Origin of the sequence: Acinetobacter seifertii, from assembly GCF_016064815.1 — a bacterium.
Classification (GTDB): Bacteria; Pseudomonadota; Gammaproteobacteria; order Pseudomonadales; family Moraxellaceae; genus Acinetobacter; species Acinetobacter seifertii.
Genome location: NZ_CP065820.1, coordinates 2,018,541 through 2,031,596, shown reverse-complemented (window position 1 = coordinate 2,031,596; position 13,056 = coordinate 2,018,541). Strand labels below are relative to the sequence as shown.

The 13,056-nt window shown below is 29.3% G+C and carries 7 protein-coding genes; 3 read left to right on the top strand and 4 right to left on the bottom strand.

What is annotated here, in order from left to right; genetic code table 11:
- Position 1: 1 nt before the first annotated feature.
- The 3 genes from I8T81_RS09440 (at position 2) to I8T81_RS09430 (ending at position 1,406) form a co-directional block, all read left to right on the top strand.
- Positions 2-439, top strand: coding sequence for a hypothetical protein (locus I8T81_RS09440; RefSeq protein ID WP_017897999.1), 438 nt, complete (start codon positions 2-4; stop codon positions 437-439).
- Between the two features lie 23 nt (positions 440-462).
- Positions 463-939 (top strand): GNAT family protein, encoded by a 477-nt coding sequence (locus tag I8T81_RS09435; RefSeq protein WP_198072730.1) that lies wholly within the window; start codon positions 463-465, stop codon positions 937-939.
- Between the two features lie 215 nt (positions 940-1,154).
- Positions 1,155-1,406 carry a type II toxin-antitoxin system Phd/YefM family antitoxin gene (locus tag I8T81_RS09430; RefSeq protein ID WP_086384379.1) on the top strand — a complete coding sequence of 84 codons (252 nt, stop codon included), beginning with the start codon at positions 1,155-1,157 and terminating at the stop codon, positions 1,404-1,406.
- 181 nt (positions 1,407-1,587) lie between these two features.
- Here the strand turns inward: I8T81_RS09430 and I8T81_RS09425 are convergent, their stop codons facing one another.
- From I8T81_RS09425 to I8T81_RS09405, 4 genes are all read right to left on the bottom strand, one after another.
- Entirely contained in the window at positions 1,588-1,755 is a 168-nt protein-coding gene (locus I8T81_RS09425; protein ID WP_198072729.1) for a hypothetical protein, read from the bottom strand.
- 198 nt (positions 1,756-1,953) lie between these two features.
- A complete protein-coding gene (locus I8T81_RS09420) occupies positions 1,954-6,591 on the bottom strand; it encodes an NACHT domain-containing protein (protein ID WP_198072728.1) in 4,638 nt (1,545 codons plus the stop codon).
- Positions 6,592-6,632: 41 nt separating this feature from the next.
- Entirely contained in the window at positions 6,633-11,858 is a 5,226-nt protein-coding gene (locus I8T81_RS09410) for an NACHT domain-containing protein (RefSeq protein ID WP_227602162.1), read from the bottom strand.
- Positions 11,845-12,867 carry a ComEC/Rec2 family competence protein gene (locus I8T81_RS09405; protein WP_198072727.1) on the bottom strand — a complete coding sequence of 341 codons (1,023 nt, stop codon included), beginning with the start codon at positions 12,865-12,867 and terminating at the stop codon, positions 11,845-11,847. Before I8T81_RS09405 ends, I8T81_RS09410 begins: the two co-directional genes overlap by 14 nt.
- Positions 12,868-13,056: the final 189 nt, after the last annotated feature.

Sequence of the window (13,056 nt, the reverse complement as noted above, 5' to 3'; positions counted from 1 at the left end):
TATGTTACGTGGTAAACAACTGGATGAAGTCATCGAACAAGAATTACAAATTATGTTGGTTGAAGGTTTTGAGAAATCTCCCATTTCGCACAAGGCTCTTCATAGTCGGCTAACGGCTAAGGGGTATATATCAGGTGGGCTAAGTACTTTGAGTTCTGCTGAACGGAGGAAGCTTATATCTTTGTATGTATCTGAGCAGATTTCACCACTAAATCTAAAGAATAAGGAACAACAACTTTATGTGAATAAAAAAACTAGACAGGCTCTTACTGATACGAATAAAAATCTACGCATACAAATTGATGATTTGGAATCACAACTTCATCAGAATACAGAAACACTTATAGATATCATTGAAGAAGTAAAACTAAGAACGAATTTGAAAGTAGATCATCTATTAGCTCCTCACCTCCTCAAAAAATACCTTTCATTTAAATAGATTTACTACCCAAGGAAACTTTAATGCTAAATTATGCTGAGACTCTTGTTATAAAAAAGGATGAAATGCTTGCATTTGAAGATTTATTAAAAGAATTTATGGTTAATGTACTAGGATTAGCACCTAAATCTATAAGAATAAGTGGCATTGCATCTGAAAGTAAATGCGTAAATATTAAAGTTACCGTACACAACCCTAATAATGATTTTTACTTTAGGTTAGGATACTTCGATGAAAATAGTCAAAACAAAGCAATTATAGTTGCAAGATTAGGATTTAAAACTCCTAGAAAAGGTTTTGGTACGAAATTAATCAAAGAGTTGTGCATCTTTGGCAAGAAGTTTGGTTATTCTTTTCTAAGCATTGAATGTCCTAATAAAGACTGTCAAAAATTCATGTTGAAATTAGGTTTTAAAAGTAACCAATACAAAATTGAGGTGCAAGAGCTATTACTCTTAATAGAGAGTAGACATAAGACTCCTATACTTCTCGAACACTAGTCTGTGTGTAATGGTTTAAAAAACTAGTCAGCAAAACAAAGATGTATGTTTCACCCTAAATAAAGGGATACTTCATTTGGGCTGACTACATATTTCAGCAATGTACTAGTCATTCTTACTAAATCTATATATTAAATAGTATCCAAAGACTTTGATGAAACCTCTTTTCTGTAATTAATTAAGTACAAATATTCTTAATTAATTTAGGTGTATAAATGAAGGTTGTTACCTATTATGATTTACGGAAGAATCTAGAACATTTACTAGATAGTGTTATTGATGACCATACCCCAGTACTTGTCACTAGACAGAATAAGCAAACGGCTGTATTGATTAGCTTAGATGATTTCAATGCCTATGAAGAAACTTTACATTTACTTAAAAGTCCTAAGAATGCAAAAAGATTGCGTGACCCAATTGCTCACATCGAAACAGGTAAAACAATTAAAAATGAGCTGATTAAATAATAATTTTAAATTGGACTGTCCAAGCTTTGTATGATTAGCTATATTGTTAGACCTGCCCCCTTGAAACCTGACTTATATGGTACGTATAAGAGCTAGTGATTGCCATATTCAGTATATTGTAGGATAGACAAATTCAACTCAGATTTGAGCAAATAAATATAAAAAATTGATTAAAAGAGACTTATTTTCTAAAAATAACATGACTTATAGAATCTACTCCTACCACACAAAAAACTCCATTTTGATCAGCTTTAAAGTGCTTAATTGAACTTTGCTCCAATCTTGCAATCTCTATAAGATCTTCTACCATTTGTTTACCAAGTTCTTCTCTTTTTTCATTTTCTAACATATTTAAAATCTCTCCCATATGATCTTATTTTATTTCAGGATAAATTATTAAAATTTTATTTGTTTTTTGATGTTTGTCAACATGAATTAAACTTTGATAAACACATGTTCGGAACTGACCAATGAGTAGAGCAATTTAAAAAATCTTTTAAATTTAGTAATTTATGGATAATTTTTAAATAAAAACTATAAATTCTGGCTATTCAGAATAAATGTAGATAGAGTTTGGAGGTTCACTACCAAATAGTTTTTTGCTTCTTTCTTTTTGCCATTTTTTACAACGGTTTTTAATGTCATTAGTAAAACTTTGATAAAAACTATCGAAAAGAATATTTTTATTTAAAATAGATTCATTCCATGTATAAAATCTAGAGTCTACAATTTTTGTAAATAAAATCATATTTTTCCAAAATTCTTCATTATTTTCTGTAGATACCATTTGTTTAAACCAATATTTAGACCAGATGTTTCTTTCGTAGATATATAAAGATGCGTTGTAAGCCTCCCCAATTAGCCCCTTATAATCCTTATATTTATCAAATATTTCTTGAGATAAAGAATTTTCATCTAAACATCCAGCAACTAGAACTCCTCTAGCAATTTGAGATGGTTCTACGCAATTAATTTTAATATTAATATAATCATAAATAATAGCTTCATTATGATTTACTATTGCTGCCAAAACATGACTATATATTTTTTCATCTGAAAGCGCTTGATCAAGTATTCTAAATCGATATAAGTTTAAATCTTGATTTTTACTACCCCAAATTGACATTTGTTTTAGTGGAATTTTTTCCGGACCTACTATTATATTTATAATAGATTCACTATTTTTGATTTTATCCCAAAGTAATTGAGATTTGTGAGGATCACTATTTGAATAAGCAGATGCTAGTAGTAAAATAAAGTTATAAAATTGCGGTATATAATTTTTTGATAAATTATAAAAAATATTAAACCATTGATTTTTCAATTCTGGCGCTGAATTTAGTATAGTTGAAAACTCTTCTGGTAACATGCCATTTAAGAGAATGTTAGCACCTTCAGATTTTAGATAATCTATATAATTTTTAAATTCTAACTTTTGATCTTCCTGTCTTTTTTCGAACTCTCCAGCAGATTCAGAAAGTAACTTTAAGTGTTCTTCTAAGTTAATTTTATTTTCTCTTCTATCAATTAAAAATATCGAAGCATTTCTTTCATGTAATGATAAGTTTTCAAATATTTCTAAAATTGGAAAATTAATTTTCGCATCAATTATGCTTTTAAATATATAATCAATGGTATAAGATAATTTTCTAAGTCCTGTCTTAGAAAGATATTTATTAGCAACTCCGAATGCACAAGGATCAATATTTATTATAGCAGTTTCTTCAGCAATTAAATTGTTCTTTGCTGACAATAGCCATAATGATGACCCATAAAATAATTCATGATTATTATCTGTTGAACTAACAGACCAATTAGTATTAATAAAAATATTTAACAATTCAATATCTTCATATAATAATATTGATTTAAAAACCTCAGTTCTTATAAATGAATTATGACTCAGTATATTTTCTTTTAAAATCTCCCGAAACTTAATATTTAATTTTAATTTTAATTTTTTAATGTTTACATAGCAAAGTAAATTAAAAATTTGATTTTCTGATAATTTTCTATCAAGAACAAGATTAAATTCTTTCGATGATACAGCTGTCATAATTTCTATAAGATTGATAAATACCATATTTTCTTTTTTGAAATTCAACAAAATTTCAAGCTGTTGAATTGGTTTAATATATGGTAAACACATCATGACTAAAAATTGGTTAACAAAATTTTTATCATTTTCAGATAGTTCATCAATTATATCAAACCCTTTATTTAATTTATGAAAATTTAATAATTTATCGATATGCTCTTTAGTAAATAAAACATTATGCTGATCTATATTTATTACTCCACATCGTAAAGGATATTGTTTTCGACATAAAATATTAGTAATCAGTTTTCTATATTTAGATATAATTTCTGATGATCTAAAACGTGCCATCCCGGTTTCAATATCATGTAGTAGAAGACTTTCTGAAGTCTGATTTAGATCATTCCAAATTTGATTAACATCAAGTTCTTCACATTTTTTAGTTGTATTTACAATATTTTCTGGTTCAAATGACTCCGGGTCACACGGATCAGTAGAACAATAATCTTCAATTCTTCGCCATCCTCCTGAGTGAGCATTAGGCCTAAGTTTATTTATAATCTCTTCAGCAATATTTTCATCTTCAGAATCCCCTGTTGAATAAAGCACTCTAATATAAGCCCATTTTGCGATATCTGAAGTATCTGAAGAGTTTAAAATCTGTGCTTCATTTAATAATTGAGTCCTTGTATTCTCCCAATCAACAAGGTTGTATCGAATTAAATTAATAAATTCTTTATTTGGAGAGCTATAACTTGAATTTAAACTGCAACTAAAGCTCCATTTAATAAATTCTGGTGCAAATTTGGCTAAAGGTTTTCCCGCTAAGATATGGAATGCCGTAATAACTAATGTATCAATATCTTTTTCATTTTCAGTTAATTGAGTAATTAGTCTTTTTTCAGATGTTGATAGTCTGTTTAATTTCTCTGAAATTTCGATCTTATATTTTTCAAATGCAATTAGGCGATCATTAGCATCTTTTTTTGAAAAATATGAAAGTTTTTTTTCTGGTGATAATGAGTAATATTTCAACCATTTCTGTATCTGCTCTTCGATACATGGCCAAGATTGTGAAGTATGTGGGATACAAATAATCGACTTTTCAATCCAATTGTAATTTGGTTGATTGCCACCATTCAAACATAACTCTTCTAAAATATTTATAAAATCAGAAATTTTCCTTTCAACAATCGTAGCAAAATAACCAAGGTATGACTCATCGGTATTTTGCAGAGAAACAAAACATGAAACTAAAGCCGTAAGAACCTCTCTAGAGTAATAATTAGGTTCAAATATCAATATTGTAAGACTAGAAATAATAATATCTGATGTCTTATCTAATGCATTTATCGGTTCAATAATTTTAGCTAAACCATCATCCAGATTTTTACCATTTCGCTTCATTCTATTTAATTGAAGAATGATTTCTAATCCTAGTGAAAAACATAAACCTTCATCTCTTAACTTATATGAATCAAGATCATCTTCCACAACTTCAAAAAAACGACCTTCAGCAACAGCATTGAGATTTCCTTCGAAATGATTCAGATCATCTTTTTCATCCTTGACCAATCTGTTTATAATTTGTTGTGCGTGATTTTGAAGGCTTTTTAAAAATTCAGAATATGATATTTCTTCATAATTCTCTGATTCCATTTGTCTAATGTGTTCTAGTAATATTCTATTGACATCCAATTCATCAATTTTCTGAATTTTTTGTTTTTCGAATAAACTTAGAGAAATATTTAATAATCTGGGATTCAATAAAGAATCTGCTACACTATCTGTAAGTAAACTAGGGTTTATTCCCTTTGAGATTAAAATCTCGTTTCTTTCGTCTTCAGACCAATCTGTTACTATTACTGTTCCATAATTATTTATAATTTTTCTTTTGACTTTTTCATTAAAAAAAATGGTCCTTGATGTAACTAAAATTTTTACTTTCTTTTTTTCAAATAAATGCGAAATTTTATTGATAATAAGAGGCCAATCTACATTAGGTTTTTGGTTTATTCCATCAATAGTAACTAATAGATTTATATCAGTTTTATTTGAATCAATTTCCCACCTTTTAAACCTCTCCGACCATTTTTTAAAGGCGATTTCACTTTCTTCATCATTTGTTTGTTCAAGAATCTTTTTTATTAAAAAAGATTCTAAATCATTCTTGCTTAATTGGCTAAAATCTTGAGCAGTCAAAAAAACATGTAAGGGTTTATCCTCAAGAAGTAACCAACTTTGTGCAGTAACCCATGATTTACCTACACCTTCTTTTCCTAGTATGAAATTAATTTCTCCTGAAAATAAATTATGATGAATTGTATTAATTAGGCTTTCACGAGGTAATAATTTCGGTAAATTTGGATCATTAGGAGCTAAAGATTGACCAAAACTATGTTTTGCTGCTTTGTTATTGGAAAATGATTCTAATAACCATTCTTGGTTCTTTTGTAATAGACACCTTAGTTCATCTACTTCTATATCTTTTTTTCTATGAAAAACATGACATTCAAAAAAAGTATTAATGTAATCGAAGTCTAGTTTTTCAAGATTCTCTGCACCAAAATCGTTATGGTTTTCATTATGAATAATTATTGCTTTTGCAATTTGTTGAGAATGATCTTGATGATAAGTGAAAACGACTGAACCAGATATTCCTTTAAAATTATCTTTTTTTTCTACTAAATTTGGATTTGAACTTGAATGGCGATAAAAAATCAGAGATCCGAAATCTTTAGGTTTATCTAAATCTAAATTAATCCAATCGTTATCCTTCTCATTGAAACCTCTTGCAATATATGAGTCGGTATAAATTTCTTCATTGATGATTAATTTATCAGTAGCCCTTTCATTAACCTCAATAATCGTAAGATCTTTATTTTTATCACAAAATATTTTACTAATACTTAGTTTTTCTTGACTCCCTTCCTGTAATAAATGAATATTTTCCATAGTGAACTCTTTGGGGCAGGTTCTACAACAGCCATCTTCTTTATTTTTGTAAGGGTCACAATTATCTTTTTGGTCACAAATACTATGTTTAGATGTTATGACAAATGATTTTTTCTCATCATGTGATAAAAAAAGATACCCTGTAGATTCTGCCTCTAGTGTTTCAACTTTGATTAAGCTCTCTTGATTCATAGTATATTCAACTAGATAAATATTTGATAAAAATTAATTGCTCAGCAACTTTTTACTTTTTGGAAAAAGTTACTTTGTTGAAGGGCTGCACTTTTTCGATCACCATGATCAACTAGCCAATCAATAATTCTTAAAAATTTTTGTCGTAATTCTATTGGCATCATTTGTTCCTTATCTATAAAAATTTGGATAAGGCTAGATATCCTTTGATATACGTAGTCGTCCCAATTTAATACTTCACCTGAAGAGATTAATCCTAAAATTTGATCAGCATATAAATATGATGGATAATTTTGGATTGATCGTTCGCACAATTTCAAGAATAGATGAATAACATCTTTAATCCAACCTACTGCTCTAACATACTTATCAACTAAAGGTAAAATTGTACCAATTTCAGTCCAATCACCATTTACGAATCTATTGGCTAAAGGCGCATCTTGATCTAGTGACACAAACATCAGTGATTTTGCGATTTCAGATAAGTCGAGTCCTGAAATTTTTCCACTTCTATAACTTTTTTTATCAAAACACGATACTTTTAAAAAACGATCCAAACATAAATCTAAAACATCTAACGCATTGTGAGGAATGTTCTGTGCATCATAAATATAGCGACAAATATAATTACTAATGAATGGATTAAGCAACTCCCAACAAGTATCTGTTCTAAGATTAAGAATTGGTATAAGGAATTGTGAGTTGATTTCTTCTGTAGGCAATATTCCAACAACTCTTACTAAAGCTCTAGATATGCTATGATTCCATTCATGAATAATATCTTTGTCATCAACCCTTTGATTTTCTTCAAGCCAAGAAGGTTCCTGTTTTTCTATAGTCCATTCTAAGCAACTTTTTAAAAAATTGAGAATATAGGTTTGAGAGGTATCATGAAGTAGTTTCTCAGGTAGTAAGTGAATAACTTTTTCTGAGAACTGATAATCCCATTGATTATCTGATTTTACCCACTTTGAATAATTTTTATGAAGACCTAATCTAGGCTTATAGCCCACTCTTTGCTTATTTATTATATCAGTAATTCTTTTATCTCTTTCTCTTTTGTTTTGAATTGTTTGTTCATCCAGTTCTACCCAAGGAGCATCAGGTATTGGTAGTACACACCAATCATTTTCTGATTTTAAGTAGTTTTTCAGATGTTCATATACTTGATCTACTTCTTGTTTTGCTTCGGGATACTTATCCAATCGATAAAATCGATATTTTAAATTATTCTTACATAGAGCAAATGAAAAATAAATTGCTGTCCAAGTGAATTTAGGATTTATATCAAATAATTTCAGACATTCTTTTAGAGAGATTAATGAAATTTCATGACATGGGCTCACTACAATATCTAGAAGATTCATAAAAGTGAAATTATTCATAGTGTTATGAATAATTTCACTTGCTAAAGCCTGAGCAAGAAACTTCTTCGGATGAAAAGTTAAGGAAGCTTGTGGACACCCTACTTCATAAGAACTATAAGGTAGTTGGACTGCTTGATTTAAAATATCACGAGCCCACTCTAGATCGTCTTCTTTACTATTTGCTCTAAAGACTAAGATCATCGTAGCTAATGCACTAAAAGCATTTTGTTTCATACTTTTATGCGTAGATGAGCTTTCTTGCACATCACAAGCATCTTCAAATAAGTCTTTTTCTTCTAAATCTTTGAATAACTTAATGACTGAATCTATGGTGTAATTATTTTGAATTGCATTAGCTTCTAATGATTTTTCAGCCCAATATGCTACTCCAAAATATGTGGCAAACTCATTCAGTTGTTTATACTCTTTCGATTCAGATTGCTTTCTATACTGAGGATGATTAAAGAAAATACCTATTTGATTCTCATCTATTTTTTGAGAAAAGTAATTTTCGAAATTGCCATATTCAGCGTAATAAGCAGCTCGCTGTTCTAAAAAATTAATTATTGATTCATCTACCTTCTGATGTTCAAAATTAAAAGGAAGATCAACTTTTAAATTAGATAACTTATCTTTTGTAAGTTCCCTGAACTCAGAATTTATAAAATAATATTTTAATAAAAACTCTAAATTTAATTTATGGCCTTGTCTATTGAAGTTGTGTCTGACAGCTTCAATATCATTTTGATATTTTGATTTATCTTGAAGAGAGAATAAAGTTGTACTAGGTTCTTGTAAGCATTGCTGAAAACGATATTTATCTAATTCTAAAATTTTAAAATTAGTAACAACTGGCAATATAGAATTAGAAACCACTTGCTTATTAAGAGCTAAAACACTTACTACACCGAGAATTCCAACGGACTCATTTCCTGATGTAATTTTATGAATGAGTTCATCAAAATCTCGCCCTTGTTCTAGCTGTTCAAAGCACCAGTTCTCTAAGACCATAAAGGCCGATGAAATCGCATTATTTATCCAAACAGTTTTTTTCCAGATATATTGCTTTTCATTTCCCCAAAATTCTTGTACTCCCCAAGGAAATTCAATAGTAGTTGGTATAGGTGCTTGTTCAGAAATTTCACATAGTTGTTTCCATGCTTTAATAGCATGGTTAGATAGATCACGTATGAGCTGTAATGCATTATCTTCTGAATGCTTCAATAGTGAAAAAAATGGCTCCTTTAAAGGTGAGCTAGGATAAAAGTATTTAGATTCATATTTAATTGATAAATTTTCCCAATCCTTTCTCTGAATTTGTTGATATGGTGCTTGATGAAAAAATAAGGCACGACGATCAATCATTAATTGTTCTTCTTTTGATCTTTCTTCTTCAGGTTTAGCCAGTAATTCTTGATAATATTGCTTTGTTCTTTGATAGCTTCTTTGCTCACGTTCTATACGTGTTTTAGGCAGTTCATCTAATAAAAATTTTAGCGTTAAATCAGCAAGTAATTTTGGATGATGTTGTGAAATAAGGGATGAAGCACCTACTATATGTGCATAAGTATCTCTAGAAACTTCATTTTCCAAAAGTAGAAAATTTAAATATTTTTCCATATAGGATGGATTTGAATGTATTGAAACCAAAATTAAGTTAATTAGACCCAACTTAAAATCTTTTAAGTTAACTATTTGTCCCCAGTCGTTAGATCTTTCTTTTTGAGAAATTTCTAAAAGCCAGTGAATTGATACATCCAAAAGCATTTTAGACATTTTATTTGAGGGTATATGAATACCTAAATATTGCCAAACTTCAAAAATCTTCAGTATTTGAGGATATACTTTGGGAGGTATGCTTGGGATTAGCTTAAAAATATATTCTAAAAGTGTTCGCCATAGTGAAGCATCAGATGGCCAAGGATATTGAATAGCCATCTCTAGTTTATCAGACTGTATTAATAATACAGGATTTGCTTTAGTCTTCTCTGCTTGAAACCATGTCAATAACTTATTAAAGAGATCAAAATCATTTTCGAGTAAGACTTGTGTATATCCAATACTCAACTCAATGAACTTTGGGTATCCTATTGGTCCAATCACCCATGCTCTTAACCATTGTGATCTTAGCTCTTTAAATTTTGGGTTTTCTAAATGACTAATCCACTGATCGTCAATAAATTCTCGTTGAGCAAGCAATTCTACAACCCTACTTATATAAGGAGGTTGTCCAAAGCTTTCTATTTTATTCAACCAGTCTTGTTCTTCTTCTAAAAGAAGATAAAGTAATGACCATTCATAAAATATGTCATGTGTAAAATCAACAGTAGAACTTTTAGAATTTACATGAACTATCCCGTCAACAACCAAGCTATCTAAAACATCAATAGGCTGAATCTCTCTACGCTTGACACTCTTACTAAGGCTTTGAGATTTAAGTTCAGAAAGTGTTTTTAAAAAATCTTGTCGATTATAAGTAGATTGACCAGTTTCATTAAATCCGCCTCGTTCCCACCATGCATCTATTAATTCTAGTTCTGACTCAGGTTCAAAATTATTGGCTTTTAAACTGGTTAAAACTTTAGCAAAAAAAGGACGTCTAATGATCTCTCTGACTTTACTATCACTGAATAATAGCTTCTGAATGCCAGGAATTTGTTGAGCTAATGTATAACAATCATCATCACTTAAAAGATCTACGTTTAAGGTTTGGATGGCTATATTCTTCAATAGAGCACCGACCCATAGTTTTAATGGTTCAAGTCCAGTGTCTCTTAACGTAGTAACGATTTTCCAATTGGTTAAATCGTGATTATTAAAAATTGTAGTAATTAACTCTTCAATGATTGGTTTACTATTTTCACTAATTCTGTCTATACCATCAATAAAGACAATAGGAACTCCCCCAACGGCTTCCAAACTTATTAGCCACTCTGAAATTGAAAAACTAGGTAGTCCAACTCTAGATAGATATTCCAACCAAGTATTACTTCCCGTAAGTTGATCTGATTTAATGAATAAAGATGGTAGATTATTAGCTTTTGACTCTGCGATTTGTCTTAGTAGAACTGATTTACCTGTACCTGACAAACCTGTAATTTGTATAAATCTGCCTAAATTTAATTTATCTTCAAACTCTTTATGTAATGCAGGTCTAGATAACTCCACCCCATCAATTATCTTCGGAATTAATTCTAAACTTTGTCGACTAATATCTTTAATTTTCTGTATTTCTGAAATATAAAATCTTTGATCAAAAACCTTGCATTCAAAAAATTGATTGATTTCACTGAAATTTAAAGTATCAAGACATTCTGCTCCAAAATCATTATGATTTTCATTATGGACGATTAGTGCTTTTGCTGTTGGGTAATTTTTATGATGTGTAAAAACTACAGAACCCGAAATTCCCTGAAAATTTCTTTCTTTTTCTATCAAATTTGGTGTTGGATTTGAATGTAAATTATAATATATAAGCGTATTAATGCTTCTAGGCGTATCCAATATTAAGTTGGTCACCCCTGATTCTAAGTTATTAAATCCAGAAGCTAAATAGAGATTGCTACAACTTTTTTCATTAACTATTAGTTTATTGGTAGCAGTTTCAATAACATGTATAATTACTAAATCTTTTGCTTTCTCATAATAGATTTTTTCTATGTGAAGAGAAACATCATTACCATTACTAAGTAATTGAATTTTTTGAGTATCAAACTCTAGTGGACACGTTCTGCAACAATCTTTAACTGAACTCTCAATAAGATCACAAGTACTTCTGAACTCGCAAATACTATGCTTTGATGTGATGACAAATGATTTATTGTCATCATAGGATTTGAAAAAATATCCACTAGATTCATTTTGGAGTACTTTAACTTGTATTAGATTACTTGTATTCATAATAAAGTGTATTCACTCCATTAGTCGGATATGTTTCATTAATACTAAAACCTAGACTTTTACACTCTTCAATTTTTACTAATAGATCAGAGCTATTTGAGCTTAAATGAATAGTTGGATTATTATCGAAACTTAGAATTCTAGCTAAGGTAATGTTATTAGGATGCTTATTTTTTGTTTCATTATCTGCACACAAGATATATTCAGTTTTTCCAATAAGCTCTAGTAAATCGATATTTGTATTATGTTCACTACCATGATGTGAAATCTTTACCACATCAAATCGATGTTTTATAAAACCTGCGATATTTAAACCTTCTATAACATCTTTAGCATGAGCATCCCCTAGAAAAAGCCCCGAGAAGTTTCCATATTCAATGATTAATCCTATACTTGATCTATTTGTAATAGATGTATCTTTTACAAAACTATCTTGACCAGATTGTATTTTTTGTAAAGCTTCTGCAAGTTTTATTTCTTCAGTTTTCGAACTTGAAATTTGTTTTTGCCTTTTCTTTTCTTCTTCTCTTTCTTTTTTAGCATCAGCGTCCTTTAACATTCGCTCTAGGATTTCAGCTGTTGGTGTTATTGCAGTTAACTTAATATCTTTAAATATTAAAGGAGTAGAATTTCTGGTCAAACATTGAATTTGAATTCCACGTTCTTCCAATAATTTTTGTCTAAGAATATTATCTTGGTTATATGAGATTTGTTTCTGTGAGCTTTTTATAATGTCAGGAATATCTTGGAGGCTATTAAAAATAATAGTGTTAATTTTAATAGAAGTATCAAGCAAAAATTCAAATCCACCGATGTGGTCATCATCATTATGAGTGACTATTGCTATATCAACAACACTATTTCCACCTATAATGTTTTCTATATTAGCTAGTACATCTCTACGAGCTTTGAATAATTTTGGACCACAATCGATCAAAATTTTTGAATGATCAAAATCAAGAAGAAGACAATCTCCATGAGTCGCATCTATTATATGAATTTTTAACATTTAATATTTGTATAAAATAATGATTTATAAACATTTTATCAATTTATATTAAAAATGGAATCAATTTTAAATGAAGTTGATGAAGTTTTTTACATTATACTTTTATATGATTGGTAACACTTTGTTTTATATACATAAAATTTAATAAGAATTATAAATTAGACGTCAGGTGAACATAAATTAAATAAA

Coding starts and splice junctions, on each gene's coding strand:
- I8T81_RS09405 (WP_198072727.1), bottom strand. CDS start 12,867: ATGTTAAAAATTCATATAATAGATGCGACTCATGGAGATTGTCTTCTT.
- I8T81_RS09430 (WP_086384379.1), top strand. CDS start 1,155: ATGAAGGTTGTTACCTATTATGATTTACGGAAGAATCTAGAACATTTA.
- I8T81_RS09425 (WP_198072729.1), bottom strand. CDS start 1,755: ATGTTAGAAAATGAAAAAAGAGAAGAACTTGGTAAACAAATGGTAGAA.
- I8T81_RS09420 (WP_198072728.1), bottom strand. CDS start 6,591: ATGAATCAAGAGAGCTTAATCAAAGTTGAAACACTAGAGGCAGAATCT.
- I8T81_RS09435 (WP_198072730.1), top strand. CDS start 463: ATGCTAAATTATGCTGAGACTCTTGTTATAAAAAAGGATGAAATGCTT.
- I8T81_RS09410 (WP_227602162.1), bottom strand. CDS start 11,858: ATGAATACAAGTAATCTAATACAAGTTAAAGTACTCCAAAATGAATCT.
- I8T81_RS09440 (WP_017897999.1), top strand. CDS start 2: ATGTTACGTGGTAAACAACTGGATGAAGTCATCGAACAAGAATTACAA.